This is a genomic window from Phytopseudomonas flavescens (genome assembly GCF_900100535.1).
In the GTDB taxonomy this organism is placed as follows: Bacteria; Pseudomonadota; Gammaproteobacteria; order Pseudomonadales; family Pseudomonadaceae; genus Aquipseudomonas; species Aquipseudomonas flavescens.
Window position 1 is genome coordinate 36,845 of record NZ_FNDG01000015.1, and the last position, 18,425, is coordinate 55,269.

The window sequence follows — 18,425 nt, forward strand, 5'->3', positions numbered from 1 at the left end:
GGTCCAATACCGTACCTGCCTGGCTGCGTCTGCCTGCCGTCCTTTCAGCGGGGCGGCGGCGCGACAGAAGAAAACAAGAACAACAGTGGCGGACCGATCCGCCCGAATGGAGAAACGCAAGGTGAACTCCGATATCAGACCGCGTTATCGCCAGGTTTCCATCGGCCACCCGGCCGTGGAAGTCAGTGAGCGCAAGGGCATTCTCCACATGCGTTCGCTGGAGCCGTTGGCGCCGCTACCCGAGCGCCTGCTCGATCGTCTGCTGCACTGGGCCGAGGTGCGCCCGCAGCAGACCTTCCTGGCCGTGCGCGACAGTGCGGGTGCCTGGCAGCACACCAGTTATGCACAGATGCTCGGCCAGGTGCGCGCCATCGCGCAAAGCCTGCTGAGCTTCGGCCTGAGCGCCGAACGGCCGCTGGCGATCCTCTCCGGCAATGGCCTGGAACATCTGCAGATCGCCCTTGGCGCGATGTACGCAGGCATTCCCTATTGCCCGGTATCGCCGGCCTACTCGCTGCTCTCCCAGGACTACGCCAAGCTGCGCCACGTCTGCGATCTGCTGCGCCCCGGGCTGGTGTTCGTCGCCGATAGCCAGCCGTTCCAGCGCGCCATCGAAGCGGTGATCCCTGGCGATGTACCGGTGATTGCCGTGCGCGGTGAAGTCGACGGTCGGCGTTGCCTCCGCTTCGCCAGCCTGCTGGAGCAGCCAGGTGGTGCCGAAGCCGAGGCAGCCTTCGCGGCCACCGGGCCGGACAGCATCGCCAAGTTTCTCTTCACCTCCGGTTCGACCAAGCTGCCCAAGGCGGTGGTCACCACCCAGCGCATGCTCTGCGCCAATCAGCAGATGCTCCTGCAGACCTTTCCGGTGTTCGGCGAAGAGCCACCGATACTGGTCGACTGGCTACCCTGGAACCACACCTTCGGTGGCAGCCACAACCTGGGTATCGTGCTCTACAACGGCGGCACCTTCTACCTCGACGAAGGCAAGCCCACGCCCCAGGGCATGGCCGAAACCCTGCGCAACCTGCGGCAGATTTCGCCCACTGCCTACCTCACCGTACCCAAGGGCTGGGAAGAGCTGGTCAGTGCACTGGAGCAGGATGCCGCCCTGCGCGAGACCTTCTTCGCCCGCATCAAACTGTTCTTCTTCGCCGCTGCCGGGCTGTCGCAGAGTGTCTGGGATCGCCTCGATCGGGTCGCCGAACAGCACTGTGGCGAACGTATCCGCATGATGGCCGGGCTGGGCATGACCGAAGCCGCGCCGTCCTGCACCTTCACCACCGGACCGCTGTCCATGGCCGGCTACATCGGCCTGCCGGCGCCGGGCTGTGAAGTCCGTCTGGTACCGGCTGACGGCAAGCTGGAAGGTCGTTTCCGCGGGCCGCACATCATGCCCGGCTACTGGCGTGCTCCGCAGCAGAGCGAGGAGGTGTTCGACGAGGAAGGGTTCTACTGTTCCGGTGACGCCCTCAAGCTGGCCGATCCGGCAGATCCGCAGCTCGGGCTGATGTTCGACGGGCGTATCGCCGAAGACTTCAAGCTGTCTTCCGGGGTGTTCGTCAGCGTCGGCCCGCTGCGCAACCGCGCGGTGCTCGAAGGCTCGCCCTACGTGCAGGACGTGGTGGTCACCGCGCCGGATCGCGAATGCCTGGGGCTGCTGGTGTTCCCGCGCCTGCACGAGTGCCGGCAACTGGCCGGGCTGGATGCCGCTGCCAGCGATGCCGAGGTGCTGGCCAGTGCCGGGGTGCGCGACTGGTTCGCCGGCTGGCTGCAGCGTCTGAACCGTGAAGCGACCGGTAATGCCACGCGTCTGGAGTGGCTCGCGCTGATGGACCAGGCGCCTTCCATCGACCGTGGCGAGATCACCGACAAGGGCTCGCTCAACCAACGTGCCGTATTGCAGTGGCGTGCCGATAAGGTCGAAGCGCTGTATCGCGGGCAGGACGATTCGATCCTGCGGGCCGAGACGGGTTCGTGAACGGCGGGCAGTTCACGGGTTTCGACGATGTCGCGATCATCGAGGCGGTGCGCACCCCCTGGGTCGACCTCAATGGGATGCTGGCCCAGGTCTCGCCCATCGATCTGGGCATCAAGGTCGGGCGCGCCGTGCTGGCACGAGCAGGTCTCGAGCCAGGCGCGGTAGACAGCGTGCTGGCCGGCTCCATGGCCCAGGCCAGTTTCGACGCCTACCTGCTGCCAAGGCATGTCGGGCTCTACAGTGGCGTGCCACGACAGGTGCCGGCGCTGGCCGTGCAGCGGATCTGCGGCACCGGCCTGGAGCTGTTGCGCCAGGCCGGCACGCAGTTGCGTGACGGCGTGCAACTGGCACTGTGCGTGGGCGCCGAGTCCATGTCGCGCAACCCCATCGTCGCCTATGCACACCGCGCAGGGTTTCGCCTTGGCGCAGCGGTGGAGTTCAAGGATTTCCTCTGGGAGGCCCTCTACGACCCGGCCCCGGGCGTGGACATGATCGCCACCGCCGAACGCCTGGCCCGTGACTATGGCATCAGCCGCGAGCAGGTGGATGCCTATGCGCTGAGCAGTCACCAGCGAGCCCTGCAGGCTCGCGACGGTGGCTGGCTGGCCGAAGAGATCGTCGCCGTCGGCAATGAGCGCTTTGAACTGGATGGCTATCAGACGCGCGGCATTCAGCTGCCCAGGCGGGTTGCCGACGTGGCGCAGGATAGTCATCCACGGCCTACCCATGCCGAGGCGCTGGCCCGCTTGAACGCCATTCATCCCAGCGGTGTGCAGACCGCTGGCAACAGCTGCGCGGTGGTCGATGGCGCGGCGGCGGCCCTGGTCGGCCGCGCGTGCGACTGCACGCGCTCGCCTCTGGCGCTGCTGCGCGCTGCCAGCGTGATCGGCGTTGCGCCGGAGATCATGGGCATCGGCCCCGCGCCCGCCATCCAGATATTGCTCAAGCGCAGCGGCCTGAGGCTCGATGAGATCGGCCTGCTGGAAATCAACGAGGCTCAGGGCGCCCAGGTACTAGCGGTCAGTCAGGTGCTGGAGCTGGATCCTTCGCGTCTGAATCAACGCGGCGGCTCCATCGCTCTTGGCCACCCACTGGCCGCTACCGGCCTGCGTTTGGTGATGACCCTGGCACGGCAGCTGCGCGACGCCCATCTACGTTACGGCATCGCCGCTGCCTGCATCGGTGGTGGACAGGGCATGGCGCTGCTGATCGAGAACCCAGGCTATCGGCCTTGAGGTTTCAACCGGTACTTTGCGAGGTGCTTCATGTGGCATTACCAAGCGCCTCTGCGCGATATGCAATTCGTTCTCGAACACTGGCTGCAGGCGCCTGCGGCCTGGGCCGAGTTGCCGTCTTTCGCTGACGTCGATCTGCCGTTGGCGCTGCAGGTGCTGGAGGAAGCCGGGCGCTTCAGTTCAGGCGTGCTGGCGCCCTTGAACGCCAGTGGCGATCGTCAGGGTTGCCGCTGGCACGATGGCGAGGTGAGCACGCCCGAGGGGTTCGCAGACGCCTACCGCGCATTCGTGGAGGGTGGTTGGCCGGCGCTGGCCTGTGACCCCGCCCATGGTGGCCAGGGTTTGCCGCAGTTGCTCGACGCAGCGCTGCAGGAAATGCTCTACGCCAGCAACCATGCCTGGGCCATGTACACCGGCATCGCCCAGGGTGCCTACCTGTGCCTGCAGGCCCACGCGCCGGAGGGCATCAAGGCACGCTACCTGGAAACCATCGTATCCGGGCAGGCGCTGCCGACCATGTGCCTGACCGAGCCACAGGCCGGCAGCGATGTCGGGCTGCTGCGTTGCCGTGCCGAAGCCCATGCCGATGGCAGCTACCGGATCACCGGCAGCAAGCTGTTCATCTCCGGCGGCGAGCACGACCTGAGCGAGGATATCCTGCATCTGGTGCTGGCCCGTCTGCCGGATGCGCCAGCCGGCAGCCGGGGCATTTCGCTGTTCCTGGTGCCCAGGCGCCTGGAGGATGGCCAGCGTAATGCCCTGCGTTGTGACGGCATCGAGCACAAGATGGGCATCAAGGGCAGCGCCACCTGTTCGCTGCGTTTCGACGGCGCCCAGGGGTGGCTGATCGGTGAGGCGCATCGCGGCCTGGCGGCGATCTTCGTGATGATGAACTCGGCGCGCCTGCACGTCGGTCTGCAGGGCCTTGGGCATGCCGAGGCCGCCTGGCAGAACGCCGCGGATTACGCCCGTCAGCGTCAGCAGATGCGGGCACCGGCGCGTCCTGCCGGGGTGGCTGGTGTCGGCGCCGACCCGATCCATTACCACCCGGCCATGCGTCTGGCCCTGCTGCGCCTGCGCACGGTCAGCCAGGGCCTGCGGGTCATCGGTTACTGGGGGGCGCATCTGCTGGATCAGGCCGAGCACGCCGTCGCCGAGCAGACGCGCCAGCAGGCTCAGCGCCTGGCGGGTCTGCTGACGCCGGTCATCAAGGCATTCTTCACCGATCAGGGCTTTCACCTGGCCAGCGAGGCGCTGCAGGTCTTCGGTGGTTACGGCTACATCGGCGAGTACGCCGTCGAGCAGACCCTGCGCGATAGCCGTATCGCCATGATCTACGAAGGCAGCAACGAGATTCAGGCCAACGACCTGCTGCTGCGCAAGGTGCTCGCGGACCAGGGCCTGGCTTTCGCCGAGCTGCTCGCGCTGTTCGACCAGGAGAGTGCCGCTGGCGGTGCGTACGCCGGGCTGTTGAGTGACCTGTGCATCAAGCTGCGCGGGGTCTTGCTACGGATCCGTGAAGGCGTCGAGGGCGATGCTGAATATCCCTATCGGATCGCCGGTGACTTTCTCCATCTGCTGGGCTGGGCACTGCTGGCCCATGCCTGGGCGCGCTCGGCACGCCTGGCGCGCACGCTGTTGACGGAGGATGCCGGGTATCAGGAAAAGCTCGATAGCGCCGCGTTCTTCTTCAACTATCTGTTGCCGGAAATCGACCTGCGTATCGCACGGATCGAGGCCGCCCGTGCGCCGTTGCCGTTCGTCGAGTGACAGGCAGCGCAGCGCCGTGACGGCCGCCATGGGCTACCTGGCTGGCCATGCGCCGGGCAGCAGCCGTGGTGAACCGGTCGACAGGCCCTATGGCTGCTTCGCCTGGCAGCAGTGGACCACGACATGGTGCTCGCGGCCGTCGTCCAGCAACTCGATCTCATCGTCTTCGAGCGGCATGCCGTCCAGGCTGAGTGACCGCGTGCCATCGTCGCTCTGCCTTACCTCGATGCGGTAGTGGCTGCCAGCATACCGGTAGTGCAGGGTGAACCCCGGCCATTCGGCCGGCAGCACGGGCTGGATGCGCAGGCGGTTGCCCTGGCGCTGCAGGCCGAGCAGGGATTCGACGATCAGCCGGTACATCCAACCGGCCGCGCCGGTATACCAGCTCCAGCCGCCACGCCCGACATGCGGGGCCACCGCGTAGACATCGGCGGCCACCACGTAGGGCTCGGCCTTGTAGACGTCGATGCCGCGGATGCCATGTTCGACCGGGTTGATCATGCGCAACAGTTCCCAGGCCCGCGCGCCGTCGCCGAGGGCGGCGAAGGCCATGCCCGCCCACACGGCGGCGTGGGTGTACTGGCCGCCGTTCTCGCGCACGCCTGGCACGTAGCTCTTGATGTAGCCGGGGTCGAGGGGGGTCTTGTCGAAGGGCGGGTCGAGCAACTGGACCAACCGGGCCTCGCGGCGCATCAGGTGCCGTTCCAGCGAGTCCATGGCGGTACGCCGGCGTCCATCCTCGGCGGCGCCGGAGAGCACCGCCCAACTCTGGGCGATGGAGTCGATGCGGCACTCGTCGTTGTCCGCCGAGCCGAGCGGGGTGCCGTCGTCGAAATACGCGCGGCGGTACCAGGCGCCGTCCCAGCCGTGCTCCTCCAGGCTCGGGCGCAGCGCCGCCGCCTGTTCCTCGCAGCGTTGGGCGAAGTCGGCGTCGTCCTGCAGACGCGCGGTCTCGGCGAAGCGCTGCAGCACCTCGTGGAGGAAGAAACCCAGCCAGACGCTTTCTCCTCGGCCCTGTTCGCCGACCCGGTTCATGCCGTCGTTCCAGTCGCCGCAGCCGATCAGCGGCAGGCCGTGGGGGCCCCGCGCCTGGCTGTGCTCGATGGCCCGCACGCAGTGACGGTAGAGGCTCTCCTCCAGCGCGGAGCGCTGGGGCAGGTCGTAGTAGGCCTCCTCCCCGGCGTGCAGCGGGCGCCCCTCCAGGTAGCCGACCGTTTCGTCGAGTACGCCGCGGTCGCCGCTGAGCCGTACGTAGCGGCTGGCCGCCAGGGGCAGCCACAGGTAGTCGTCGGAACAGGCGCTGCGCACGCCGCGCTCCAGCGGCGGGTGCCACCAGTGCTGCACGTCGCCCTCGACGAACTGGTGGGCGGCGCAGAGCAGCAGGTGCTGGCGGCTGGCGGCCGGGTCGGCGTGGATCATCGCCATGCTGTCCTGCAACTGGTCGCGCAAGCCGTAGGCGCCGCCGGACTGGTAGTAGCCGCTGCGGGCCCGAAAGCGGCAGGCGATCACTTGGTACATCAGCCAGCCGTTGGCCAGCACGTCGATGGCCGGCTCGGGGGTTTCGATACGTATCGCGGACAGCGTCCTGCTCCAGTGTTCCTGCACGTCAGCCAGCACGCTTGCCGCCGCGCTGGCGCCCTGGAAGCGCTGAGCCAGTTGGCTGGCGGCCTGGGCGCTGCGTTCGGCGCCCAGGCGGAAGACGATCTCCTGGCTGGCGCCGTCCTCCAGTTCGAAGCCGACCTGGATCGCCGCGCAGGGGTCGAGGCCGCCGCCGGTGCGGCCCGACAGGCGCTCCTGCGCGAGGGCGGCCGGTGCCTGCAGGTTGCCGTTGCGGCCGAGGAATTCGCAGCGGTCGCCGCTGATGCTGCGTGCCGGCGCGTCCACGTCGAAGAAGGCCACGCGCTCTGGAAACTCGATGGAAAAGGCGTTGCGTGCGAACAGGGCGCCGCTGGCCGGGTCCGCCTCGGTGACCACGTGCATCGCCGAGCGCTCGCGCAGGTCGCCGAGCACCCAGGCGACGTAGCCGGTGGCGGACAGGCGACGTGGGCGGCCCGAGGTATTGCGTACCCTCAGCCGGGAGAACTTGAGCGGCGCGTCCAGCGCCACATAGACCCATAGTTCGCTGTGGATGCCGTCTTCGTCATGCTCGAAGACGCTGTAGCCGAAGCCGTGGCGGGTCAGGTAGCCGCCGCGGCCGGGGCAGGGCAGCGGCGTTGGCGACCAGTAGTGCCCGCTTTCCTCGTCGCGCAGGTACAGCGCTTCGCCGCTGTCGTCGGTGACCGGGTCGTTGTACCAGGGGCTCAGGCGGAACTCGTGGGCGTTCTCGCTCCAGGTGTAGGCGCCGCCGCTTTCGGAAACCACCGTGCCGAACTGCGGATTGGCCAGGACATTGACCCAGGGGGCCGGAGTGGCGGCTCCCGGCGCCAGGGTCATCACGTATTCGCGGCCGTCGGCGCTGAAGCCGCCGTGGCAATTGCCCAGGATCAGCGTGGGATCGACGGCGGGCTTGGCCGTCCGGGAATCCTTCAGCAGCCGTATGCGGCTGGGGTCGAAGCGCGGCAGCGGCGGTTCCACCAGGCGCCGGTGGACCTGTTCGGCCAGGCTGCCACGGCTGTCGCTGAGGACCAGGCGGGCCACGGCCAGCATCAGCAGGCGGTCCTCGCTGGACAATTGCTGGGCGGGACGGACGAAGATGCCGCCGGGGCGATCGACCAGGCCGGCCTCGCTGCCCGAGGTGACCAGGCCCATGATCAGGTCCTGCAGTTGCTGGCGGTAACCGGCCTGGTCCTCGTTCCAGATCACCAGGTCGAGGGTCAGGCCCTTCTGCCGCCAGTAGGCATGCGCCTGTACCAGCTGGCGCACCAGTTCGATGTGCGCCGGGTCGGCGATCTGCACCAGTACGATCGGCAGGTCGCCGGAAATCCCCTGGCCCCAGAGGCCGGACTGGTTGCGCCGGTTGGCGCTCAGGGCGCCGGCCTCGGCGCGCAGCGAGGCATTGGCGTAGAGGATCGAGGCAGCCATCTGCTCGTACAGCCGCGCTTCCCCCGGCGTGGCGTTGAGCTGGCGCAGCAGCACCTGGCTATGGGTCCAGGCCAGGTCGAAGACGCGGTCGGCCAGGTGGCGGTCGCGGTACTTCTCGATCAGTTGCACGCAGCCGTTGCGGCTGTCGCTGACCCCAGTCACCAGATCGATGGTGGCCGTCTGGCCAGGGTCCAGATCGATGCGGCAGCGGATCGCCACGATCGGATCGAGCACCGCGCCGGCGCTGCCGGACAGGCGCCCGGTGGCCTCGTCCATCACCGCCGGATCGATCAGGCTGCGGCCGCGGCCGATGAAACGCGCGCGGTCGGTTTCGTAGGAGATCGCCTGGATATCCACGCCGTGCGCCGCCAGCAGGTGGCACATCCACGGCTGCGCTTCGCCGCTGGCGCGGGGCCGGCGGGTGCAGACGATCGCCTGCAGCGCAGGCAGCAGCTCGGTCTGCACGAACAGCTTGCTGAAGGCCGGATGCAGCGCATCGCCGATCGCCGGCGCCAGCACCACTTCGGCATAGCTGGTCACTTCCAGGCAGCGGCGCGTTCGCCCGCGGTTGCTGACGCGCAGCCGGCGCAGTTCGATATCGTCCTCGGGCGACACCACGATCTCGGTGTGGACGTCGAAGCCGCGCTCGCGCACGCGGAACTCGGCCCGGGCGTCGGTGAAGATGGCTTCGTAGCTTTCCGTCCGGCGCAGGGTCGGTTGGTGCGCGCTGGACCAGAAGACGCCGCTGGCGACGTCGCGCAGGTAGCAGAACATGCCGCGGTTGTCGCTGCCGATGTCCTCCTGCCAGCGGGTCACCGCCAGTTCGCCCCAGCGGCTGTAGCCGCCGCCGGCGCTGCTGAGCATCACGTGGTAGCGGCCGTTGGACAGCAGTTGCACGGCGGGTCGCCGCCGGCCCGGATCGGTGTAGACGCGCAGCTTGGTCTCGGACGTCCGTGCCTGCGCATCCGCGACCGAGGCACAGGCGGCGTGCAGGTATTGCACCGCGCTTTTCGGGATGCGTTCCTGCAGCAGCAGGGCGGTGGCCTGGAACTGCGGATCGGATTCGAAGCGGCGCTGCATCGGCCGGTCCAGCAGCACGCAGGCCAGCGCCAGCAGGCTCATGCCCTGGTGGTGGGCCATGAACGAGCGGACCAGTGCCGAACGCTGCCCGCGCGGCAGGCGCGGGGCGCTGAAGTCGATGGCTTCGTACAGTCCATAGCGTCCGGCCAGGCCCAGCCCGGCCAGGCGTTGCAGGTTCTGGCAGGCGGCCTCGGGGGCGACCATCAGGGCCAGGGCGGAGGCATAGGGAGCGATCACGCAGTCCTCCGCCAGCCCGCGCTTGAGGCCCAGGCCAGGGACGCCGAAGGCGCGGTACTGATAGTTGAAGTGGGCGTCCAGGGTGTTGTAACCACACTCGGAAACCCCCCAGGGCACGCCGAGCTGGTTGCCGTAGTCGATCTGCCGGGCCACTGCGGCGCGGCAACTCTGCTCGAGCAGGGTACCGGCATAGTTCGGCATCACCAGCAATGGCATCAGGTATTCGAACATCGAACCGGACCACGACAGCAGCACCGGCACGCCGCCGCTACGGGTGAGCAGGCGGCCGAGGGTGAACCAGCCGTCCTGCGGCAACTGGCCCTGGGCGATCGCCACGAAGCTGGTCAGCCGTGCCTCCGAAGCCAGCAGGTCGTAGTAGCCGTCGTCCAGGCGACGCTGGTCGGCGTTGTAGCCGATGGCGAACAGCTCGCGGTGGCGGTCGTAGAGAAAGCCGAAGTCCATTTCCGCGAGCTCCCCGCACAGTTGCGCCAGACGCAGGGCCGTGGCGATGCGCTGATCGGCGCGGCGCCGTACGGCATGGACCTCGTCGCGCGCCGACTCGGGCCAGAGACCGGCGTCGAGCTGGGCCAGCCGGCGCCAGGTCGAGGGCGCTGGTGCTTCTTCGCCCATGCCCGGCGGCAGGCGCCAGCCATCCAGTTCGGCACGCAGGTCGTCGCCCTGCGTCAGCAGGGCCTGCCACCAGAAGGTGCTATCGCTGTCGTCCGGGGCCTGGCAGGCCAGGCTCAGGGCGGTGGCCTGCCCGAGCAGTTGGTGCAGGCGCGTCAGGGTCGCCTCCAGCGGCTCCGGCGCGGCGTCCTGGGCGAGTGCCAGTTCGGCCTGTAGCCCTTGCACCGATTGGTTGTCGAGACCATCGGCCTGCAAGGCATTGGCCAGTACGTCCAGGCTGTCGGCGAGGCCGGCGAACGACTGCGGATGGATCAGCGGTGCGTCCGCCAGCGCCAGCAGGCCCGGGCGCAGGGTGAGGAGCGCCCCGGCCAGGTTGCCGCTGTCCACCGTCGACACGTAGTGCGGCGGCAAGGGTTTCAGCGTCTGTGTGTCGTACCAGTTGTAGAAGTGCCGGCGATGGCGTTCCAGGCCCGCCATGCTCGTCAGCGACTGGTCGAGGCGCGCCAGCAGGCGTGCGCCGCTCAGGTAGCCGAAGTCGTGGGCGGCCAGGTGTGACAGCAGCGCCATGCCCATGTTGGTCGGCGAGGTGCGATGGGCGATGGTCGGGCCGGGATGCTCCTGGAGATTGTCGGGCGGCAGCCAGTTGTCCGCCGGGCCGACGTGCTGGTCGAAGAATGCCCAGGTGCGGCGCGCCAGGTTGCGCAGGAAACGCTGTTCGGCGGGCTTCGGGGTGAACCGCGCCCGCGCCGGCGGTCGGCTGAGCCACCAGGCGAGCGCCGGCCCGGCCGGCCAGAGCAACAGGAACGGGGCGGCCACGGCCAACGCCATGGGACGCTGCAGCATTAGCGCGAGCAGTGCCAGGGCGAGCGGCGGGGATATCCACATCAGCCGGTACAGCCCGGGCAGGTCGTTGCCAGCGCTGCGCTCCACCTCCCGCGAGGGGTTCCATTGCAGCAGGCGGCGCTTGCTGAGCAGCATGCGCCACAGCGTACGGGCAATGGCGTCCAGGCTGTACAGCGTCTCGTAGGGAAGCCAGACCAGCGCCAGCAGGGCTCGCGTAACGTGCAGCCCGGCGGAGCGCAGGACCGCCGCCAGGTGCTGGTCGAAGCCTATGTCGTGGGGTTTGTGCAACAGCTCCAGCAACGCGTTGAGCAACGGCTGGGCGAATACCAGGGCGAGCACCGCCAGAGTCCAGGACAGCACCTGCTCCACGCCGAACCAGCCCCACGCCAGCATCGCCAGAAAGGCCGCCGGTTCCAGGCTGCGCCGCAGGTTGTCGAAGATCTTCCACTGCGCCAGGGGGCTGAGGCGCTTGGCGTCCCGCCCGTCGCGGGACTTGCGCGTCCATGGCAGGAGCCAGGGCAGCAATTGCCAGTCGCCGCGAATCCAGCGATGTCGACGCCTGGCGTCGGCGCCATAGCGTGCCGGGTGCTCCTCGTACAACTGCACGTCGCTGAGCAGGCCGGAGCGCGCGTAGCAGCCCTCGATCAGGTCGTGGCTGAGGATGCGGTTGTCGGGGAAGCAGCCTTGCAGGGCCTGCTCGAAGGCATCCACCGCGTAGATGCCCTTGCCGATGAACGAGCCTTGCTGGAACAGGTCCTGGTAGACGTCGGAGACGGCGCGGGTGTAGGGGTCGATGCCGGCATCGCTGCCGAACAGCCGGGCGTAGGCCGAGCGCGCGGTGCTCGGCAGGCTGATGCCGATGCGTGGCTGGAGGATCGCGTAGCCGGTGCTGATGCGCCGCTGCGTGGGGTCGAGCACGGCCTGGTTGAGCGGGTGCGCCATGGCGCCGATGAGTTGCCGCGCCACGTCCCGTGGCAGCTGCGTGTCGGTGTCCAGGGTGATGACGTAGCACACCGGCGGCAGCGCCTCGATATCGCCGACGATCAGCGCGAAGCGCTCCCGACCCTGGCCGCGCAGCAGGGCATTGAGTTCGGCGATCTTGCCGCGCTTGCGCTCGTGGCCCATCCATACCCGTTCGGCCGGGTTCCAGCGCCGTGGGCGATGCAGCAGGAAGAAGCGACCGGCGCCGGCGGCGGGATACTTGCGGTTCAGTGCCTCGATGAGCCGGCGCGCCAGTTGCAGCAGCGCGGCGTCCTGCTCGAGCACTTCGCTGGGGGCGTCCATGAAGTCGGTGAGCAGGGCGAAGTGCAGGTTGCCGTCACGGTTGGCGAGAAAGCGCACTTCGAGCCCCTCGACCAGTTCCTCGATGTCCCCGGCGCTGGCGATCAGGGTCGGGATGACCACCAGGGTACGTGCCCGCTCCGGGATGCCCTCGCTGTAGTCCATGCGCGGCAGGACATCCGGCTTGACGGTGAGGGTCGCCAGCCAGTTCACCAGGCCGATGGCCACGCGGCTGCTCATCAGCAGCGCCGGTATGGCGAGGCCCGCCAGCAGGTAGCCGGGCAGGCCTTCGCTGCGGGCGGTGTCGAGGAAGGGCCAGGCGAACAGCAGGCTGAGCAGCAGCACCGGGCCGAGGAAGAACAGCAGCGGTGCCCGGCGCAGCAGGCGCCGCCAGCGCTCGGCCAGGGGCACCCGGGCGGCCAGTTGCTGCTCCAGGTCGGCCAGCCCCGCAGCCAGCAGATAGAAGCCGACATGCCCGGCGAGCGTGCCGCCGTCGGGCCGCCCGGCATTGGCTGTGGCCAGCGCGATGGCGCTGCGCGCCACCTGCTCCTGGGAATGCCCGCAGTGCTTCGCCAGGCGCTCCACCTGGTGGCGGTAATGGTCGCGGGTGGCGAAATCCATCGCCGCGTAGACCGCCGCCGGGTCTTCCCGCAGGATCTGCTCGACACGGCTCATGTGCTCGACGAACTCGCGCCAGTCGATGGCCGAGAGCAGGCGCAGGCTGCCGATGCTGTTGCTGATGGATACCTGGTCGGCTGCCTGCTGCTGGGCATCGAGTTGCACCAGGCGCTCTATACCCTGCCCGGATTCGGCGAGCACCTGATCGATCCAGGTCAGCGGCAGGATCAGCGCGGCGTTCTGTCCCTGCAGACGTCGCGCCAGTTCGGCGACGAACGAACTGGTCATCGGCGGCTCGGAGCGTGCCAGGTCGGCCACGGTCAGCACCATGCTCTTGGCAGCGCCTTCCGCGGTCGCGCTCAGGCGGTCGGCCCAGTGGTTGGCCAGGGTACGCTCGTTCCAGTTGGCCATGACCCGCGAGGCCACGCGGCGCAGGTTCTCGATCAGGGCCAGGCGCAGCATGATGGGAATCGCCCACAGCTCGCCAAGGGTGAGCGGCATGATCGTCTGGTAGGCGCTGACGAAGCGGCCCAGGCTCTCGCTGTCGACCCGCCCGTCGCCATGGGAAATGGTTTCCAGGGCGATGTCGTAGACCCGCGGCAGCCCGGCCGACGGGCCGTTGGCCAGGCAGGGCAGTTCGCGGCTATAGCCTTCGGGCAGGTGCATCCTGGCGGTGCGGATCTGTTCTTCGATCAGAAAGACGTTGTCCAGCAGCCATTCGGCCGCTGGCGTGGCCCGTCGGCTGGACAGCGCCTCGCGGCTCAGCGCCGCGCAGCTGCTGGCAAGCAGGGCCTGATTGTCGGCCAGGCGCGCCAGCAGCGAGTCCGCCGCCGGGTGTTGGCTCAACTGGTGCTGGCGAGCTAGCCGGGTGCCGTGGCTGGCCATCTGTTCGGCACTGAACAGCTCGGCGCGCAGGGCCGGCTCGTAGTCGAATTTGCGTAGCGGAACGCGCCAGCGGCGAAGGGCCGTCGCCAGTCGGCGCAAGCGGGGCAGGGCGTGGAGCCATTTGCTGTCCATGGTTTCCTGGGCTTGCCATGTGCGTTTCCGGCATTGGCGTCGGTGAGCATGGGGCCGCGACGGGGAGGCTTTGCCATGGGGGGCGGTCGGCGACGGGCGCGCAGGCGGCTGTGCAGAGTCCGAGTCTGGCGGGGCGGCGGTCCGGCGTCTGTCCGCTGGCGCACATAGACCGACGGGCAACGGCGACTTTCTCGGCGACGCCGGGGGCCACTGGGCAACCCGTGGCGCTACGCTGCTGATGCGCGGGTCGGCAAAGGGCCAGGCAGGGCGAACTGCCCTAGCTGTTGCCTGGCGTCCACTCGTCGCGCCCAGACCCGGGCATCCGGGAGCTGGTGCTGGTTCCTGGAGGCGCAGCAGATTGCCAACCGGGTCTCAGTCCGTCGGGCGCGCGGGGACATAGGGCAGCAGGCGGTCATTTTCCTTCCTGACCACGGCGTAGCATTCGCAGCTCAGCGCTTCGAGCCTGTGCCGATCGAGCACGGTGATATGCCCGCGGCTGTACTCGATGACACCGAGTTTCTGCAACTTGCCGGCCGCTTCGGTCACTCCTTCGCGACGAACGCCGAGCATGTTGGCGATCAGTTCCTGGGTCATCAGCAACTGGTTGTCCGGCAGGCGGTCCAGCGACAGCAGGAGCCAGCGGCACAGTTGCTGGTCGATCGAGTGGTGGCGATTGCAGACCGCCGTCTGCGCCATCTGCGTGATCAACGCCTGGGTATAGCGGAGCATCAGCAGCAGCAGCTCGCCGTGGCGGTTGAACTCATCCTTGAGACGTTGCGCCGTTAGGCGCAGCGCATGGCCAGCGCTCTGTACGACCGCCCGGCTCGGCGTACTTTCCCCGCCCATGAACAGCGCCACACCGACCAGTCCTTCGTTGCCCACCACGGCGATTTCCGCCGAAGCGCCGCTTTCCATCACGCAGATCAGCGAGACGATCGAGTCGATGGGGAAATAGACATGACGCAGGACATCCCCGGCCTCGTACAGCACCCTGCCCAGCGGCAGGGTCACGAGTTCGAGATACGGGAAGACGCGTCGCCGAACCTCGTCGGGCAGGGCCGCTAGCAGATGGTTCTGCTGTGGAACAAGCGTTTCGCACATCTCAGATCACCGGCAGCGGATGGTTGCTGTGCTCGCCCGGACTAACGAGGCCCGGCCGGCACTGGGCCCAGAGTCGCACATAAACGGGGTGGGCAGACGCTGATCCGGATGCATGGCTCGCGCTGAAACCTAGCCATTGACCTTGCGCAACAGCCTGAGCAATTGCGCGCGTTCGTCCTCGTCCAGGGCGTCGGTGGCGGCGGCGTCGCTGGCCACGGCGATGGCCTTGAGTCTTTTCAGCAACTGCTGGCCGGCCTTGGTCAGGAACACGCCATAGGCCCGCTTGTCCTGCACGCCGCGCACCCGTTGCGCCAGGCCGCGGGTTTCCAGTTTGTTGAGCAGCGGCACCAGTTGTGGTGGTTCGATGGCCAGTTGGCGGGCCAGGTCGGCCTGCATCAGGCCGGGTTCGTCGTCGATGATCACCATGGCGGTGAATTGTGCGGGGCGCAGGTCATGTTCGGCGAGGTTGCCGACCAGGTGCTGGAACACCTTTAGCTGGGCGCGGCGCAGGGCATAGCCGATCAGTGTGTCCAGCCAGCTGTCGCTGAGGGCATCGGCCCTGTGCGCGGTGTCGGAGGCTGCATCGATCTGGCTGGAGGGGCTGCTCATCGTGGGCTCTTCGTCGGTTAAGCGTGTTAAGCATTTTGCCTGCTCATGAGCAGGCTGGCCAGCAGCACAGCCGTGCCATGGGCGCCCGGGGCGCTTAGCCGCGGCGCACCAGCAACACCCCCGATTCCATATGGTGGGTATAGGGGAACTGGTCGAACAGCGCACAGCGTTCGATGCGGTGGGTGTCGTGCAACTGGGCGATGTTCTGCGCCAGGGTCTGCGGGTTGCAGGAAATATAGAGGATGCGCTCGAAGCGGCGGGTCAGCTCGCAGGTGCCTTCGTCCATGCCGGCACGGGGCGGGTCGACGAACACGCTGCCGAAGTCGTAGTTCTTCAGGTCGATCTCGGCCAGGCGGCGGAACGGACGAACCTCGTTGAGCGCTTCGGTCAATTCCTCGGCGGACAGGCGCACCAGGGTGACGTTGTCGATCCCGTTGTCGGCCAGGTTGGCCAGCGCCGCATTGACCGAGGTCTTGCTGATCTCGGTGGCCAGCACCCTGCGCACGCGGGTGGCCAGCGGCAGGGTGAAGTTGCCGTTGCCGCAATACAGCTCCAGCAGATCGTCGTCGCGCTCGCCGAGTACCTCGTAGGCCCAGCCGAGCATCTTCTGGCACACCTCGCCATTGGGCTGGGTGAAGGCACCCTCCGGCTGGCGGTAGCGGAAGGTACGCCCGGCCACGTCCAGTCGCTCTTCCACATAGGGGCGCCCGACCACGATGCGCTTGCCTCGCGAACGGCCGACGATGCTCACGTCCAACTCGTCGGCGAGCACCTTGGCGGCAGCTTCCCAGGCATCGTCCAGGGGGCGGTGGTAGCACAGGGTGATCAGCGCATCGCCGGTCAGGGTGGTGAGGAACTCCACCTGGAACAGCTTGAAGCCCAGCGCCTGGCTGGCCTGCCAGGCGGCCTTGAGGCGCGGCATCAGCGCGTTGATGCGCAGGCTGGCGATGGGAAAGTCTTCGAAGAAGATCGGACTGTGCTTGTCACCGGCCTCGAACATCGCGTAGTGACGATTCTCGCTGCCGGCTTCGCGCCACAGGCGGAATTCGGTGCGCAGGCGGTAGTACTCGCGGGGCGACTCGAACACCGCTGGCTCCGGGGCGGCGAAGGGCGCCAGCAGCTCCACCAGGCGGGCCTTCTTCTCGGCGAGCTGGGCGTCGTAGGCGGCGGGGTCGAATGCGGGGCGGCTCATCGGTCACTCGTGGGGCTGGGAAACGGGTCGCCATTGTAGCGGCTCCCGGGCGCCGTGGCGTCCTGCATGAAGTCCACCAGGGCGCGCAGGGCAGGGGACACCATGCGGCTCGGGTAGTACAGGTGGAAGCCGGGAAAGGTCGGCGTCCAGGCATCCAGCAGCGGCAGCAGCCGACCCGTGGCGAGCGGTTCGTCGACCAGTTGGCTGAACAGGTAGGCGATACCGCCGCCCTCGACGGCGATGCGCACCAGCAGTTCCGGGTCGTTGACGATCAGTGGGCCGGCCACGGCGATCTCCAGTTGGCGACCGCCCCGTGCGAACTCCCAGCGGTAGGGCGTGCCGCTGGTCGGCCAGCGGTAGCTCAGGCAGCGGTGCGCGGTGAGGTCGGCGGGGCTGCGCGGCTGGCCGTGGCGTTCCAGGTAGGCGGGGGCGGCGACCACCCGCAGGCGCTGTGGGGGGCCCAGCGGACGGGCGATCATGTCGCGTTCCAGGCATTCGCCCAGGCGGATGCCCGCGTCGAAGCCCTCGGCGACGATATCGACCAGGCGTTCGTTGATCTCGAGGTCCAAGTGGATGCCCGGGTAGCGTGCCAGGAACGGCGCGAGCAAGGGCGTCAGGTAATGCTGGGCAGCCAGGCGCGTGCTGTTCAGGCGCAGGCGTCCGCTGGGCTGGGCGGCCTGGCTTAGGGTGTCTTGGAGGGCGCCCTCGATGGCCGCCAGGGCCGGGCGCAACTGCCGTAGCAGGCGCTCGCCGGCTTCGCTGAGGGCGACGCTGCGCGTGGTGCGATGCAGCAGGCGCGCCCCCAGACGCGTCTCCAGGGCCTTGACGGTCTGGCTCAGGGCCGACGGCGAGACACCCAGCCGGGCCGCCGCGCGGGCGAAATTGCGCTGCTCGGCCACGGCGGCGAAAGCATGCAGTTCGGCGTATTCGCGCCCCGTCATTGTGTAGTCCTGCTTCATGAGGTATGCCAATTACCAGGGATTATCCACCGTATCCGATCCTGGCAGGCTAGGTTCTCTGGTGCAACGAGAGGAGAGGACCATGCAGGGCTTTCAGGGGCAACGGCTATTGATCACGGGCGGCACGCGGGGCATCGGCCTGGCCGGCGCGCAGCGTATGCAGCACGAGGGTGCACAGGTGGCGGTGACCGGCCGCGACCCGGCGGGCCTGCGGGCGGCGGCCCAGGCGTTGGGGCCAGGGGCGGTGGTGATCGACAACGATGCGGCGGACGCGGCGGCGGCGCAGGCTTTGGCGCAACAGGTGCAACGCTGGGGAGCGCTCGATGGCCTCTGGCTGAATGCCGGGCGCGCCGAGCTTGGTGCGCTGGAAAGCGTGGACGCCGACGCCTTCGAGCGCATCATGGCGACCAACGTGCGCGGGCCGGCGCTGCAGCTCGCCCGGCTTTCACCGCTGTTGCGCGATGGTGCGGCGGTGCTGGTGAGCGCCTCCTCGTCGGCCTACGAGGGGGCGCCGCAGACCAGCCTGTACGCGGCAAGCAAGGCGGCGCTGATCGCCATGGCGCGTTGTTGGGCGAGCGAGCTGGCGCCACGTGGCATCCGCGTCAACGTACTGGTGCCCGGTCCGATCGAGACCGGCTTGCGCGACTTCATGGCGCCGCGGATGCAACGTGAATTCGAGGCGGCCGTGCTGGCGCGGGTACCGCTGGGGCGCAGTGGGCGTGCCGACGAGGCGGCCGCAGTGGCGGCCTTCTTGCTGTCCGGGCAGGCCAGCTTCGTCACCGGTGCCCAGTTCGCCGTGGACGGTGGGTTGCTGCTGCGCTGAACGGCCCGTCCGTTGCCTGCGGCGGACGATCAGG

General features: G+C 68.3%; 9 protein-coding genes. 4 read left to right on the plus strand and 5 right to left on the minus strand.

Annotation, left to right across the window (positions count from 1 at the left end):
* The first annotated feature begins 106 nt into the window (after positions 1 to 106).
* From BLR94_RS18195 to BLR94_RS18205, 3 genes are read left to right on the plus strand one after another with little or no spacing between them, the layout of a single operon-like run.
* On the plus strand, positions 107 to 1,978 hold the full coding sequence (locus tag BLR94_RS18195) for a feruloyl-CoA synthase (RefSeq protein ID WP_084307502.1): 1,872 nt from the start codon (positions 107 to 109) through the stop codon (positions 1,976 to 1,978).
* Positions 1,975 to 3,213, plus strand: a complete 1,239-nt coding sequence (locus tag BLR94_RS18200) for a thiolase family protein (RefSeq protein WP_084307501.1) — start codon at positions 1,975 to 1,977, stop codon at positions 3,211 to 3,213. The genes BLR94_RS18195 and BLR94_RS18200 overlap by 4 nt, the downstream gene beginning before the upstream one ends.
* A 30-nt stretch (positions 3,214 to 3,243) precedes the next feature.
* The gene (locus BLR94_RS18205; protein ID WP_084307500.1) at positions 3,244 to 4,983 is read left to right on the plus strand and encodes an acyl-CoA dehydrogenase; all 1,740 of its coding nucleotides are present in this window, start codon (positions 3,244 to 3,246) and stop codon (positions 4,981 to 4,983) included.
* A gap of 87 nt (positions 4,984 to 5,070) precedes the next feature.
* Here the strand turns inward: BLR94_RS18205 and BLR94_RS18210 are convergent, their stop codons facing one another.
* The 5 genes from BLR94_RS18210 to BLR94_RS18230 all read right to left on the minus strand — a co-directional run bounded on the left by BLR94_RS18210 (position 5,071) and on the right by BLR94_RS18230 (position 17,550).
* Entirely contained in the window at positions 5,071 to 13,707 is an 8,637-nt protein-coding gene (locus BLR94_RS18210; RefSeq protein WP_084307499.1) for a glycoside hydrolase family 94 protein, read from the minus strand.
* 372 nt (positions 13,708 to 14,079) lie between these two features.
* On the minus strand, positions 14,080 to 14,808 hold the full coding sequence (locus BLR94_RS18215) for a Crp/Fnr family transcriptional regulator (RefSeq protein ID WP_084307498.1): 729 nt from the start codon (positions 14,806 to 14,808) through the stop codon (positions 14,080 to 14,082).
* Positions 14,809 to 14,937: 129 nt separating this feature from the next.
* Positions 14,938 to 15,417, minus strand: coding sequence for a MarR family winged helix-turn-helix transcriptional regulator (locus tag BLR94_RS18220; protein WP_084307497.1), 480 nt, complete (start codon positions 15,415 to 15,417; stop codon positions 14,938 to 14,940).
* 94 nt (positions 15,418 to 15,511) lie between these two features.
* A complete protein-coding gene (trmA, locus tag BLR94_RS18225; protein WP_084307496.1) occupies positions 15,512 to 16,609 on the minus strand; it encodes a tRNA (uridine(54)-C5)-methyltransferase TrmA in 1,098 nt (365 codons plus the stop codon).
* Positions 16,606 to 17,550 carry a LysR family transcriptional regulator gene (locus tag BLR94_RS18230; protein WP_084307495.1) on the minus strand — a complete coding sequence of 315 codons (945 nt, stop codon included), beginning with the start codon at positions 17,548 to 17,550 and terminating at the stop codon, positions 16,606 to 16,608. Before BLR94_RS18230 ends, trmA begins: the two co-directional genes overlap by 4 nt.
* Positions 17,551 to 17,650: 100 nt before the next feature.
* Between BLR94_RS18230 and BLR94_RS18235 the strand changes: the two genes are divergently transcribed.
* The gene (locus BLR94_RS18235) at positions 17,651 to 18,391 is read left to right on the plus strand and encodes an SDR family oxidoreductase (protein WP_084307494.1); all 741 of its coding nucleotides are present in this window, start codon (positions 17,651 to 17,653) and stop codon (positions 18,389 to 18,391) included.
* Positions 18,392 to 18,425 lie beyond the last annotated feature (34 nt).

Excerpts from the sequence above, each read along its gene's own strand:
- BLR94_RS18205 (WP_084307500.1), top strand. The coding sequence starts at position 3,244 with ATGTGGCATTACCAAGCGCCTCTGCGCGATATGCAATTCGTTCTCGAA.
- BLR94_RS18210 (WP_084307499.1), bottom strand. The coding sequence starts at position 13,707 with ATGGACAGCAAATGGCTCCACGCCCTGCCCCGCTTGCGCCGACTGGCG.
- BLR94_RS18235 (WP_084307494.1), top strand. The coding sequence starts at position 17,651 with ATGCAGGGCTTTCAGGGGCAACGGCTATTGATCACGGGCGGCACGCGG.
- trmA (WP_084307496.1), bottom strand. The coding sequence starts at position 16,609 with ATGAGCCGCCCCGCATTCGACCCCGCCGCCTACGACGCCCAGCTCGCC.
- BLR94_RS18195 (WP_084307502.1), top strand. The coding sequence starts at position 107 with ATGGAGAAACGCAAGGTGAACTCCGATATCAGACCGCGTTATCGCCAG.
- BLR94_RS18215 (WP_084307498.1), bottom strand. The coding sequence starts at position 14,808 with ATGTGCGAAACGCTTGTTCCACAGCAGAACCATCTGCTAGCGGCCCTG.
- BLR94_RS18230 (WP_084307495.1), bottom strand. The coding sequence starts at position 17,550 with ATGACGGGGCGCGAATACGCCGAACTGCATGCTTTCGCCGCCGTGGCC.
- BLR94_RS18220 (WP_084307497.1), bottom strand. The coding sequence starts at position 15,417 with ATGAGCAGCCCCTCCAGCCAGATCGATGCAGCCTCCGACACCGCGCAC.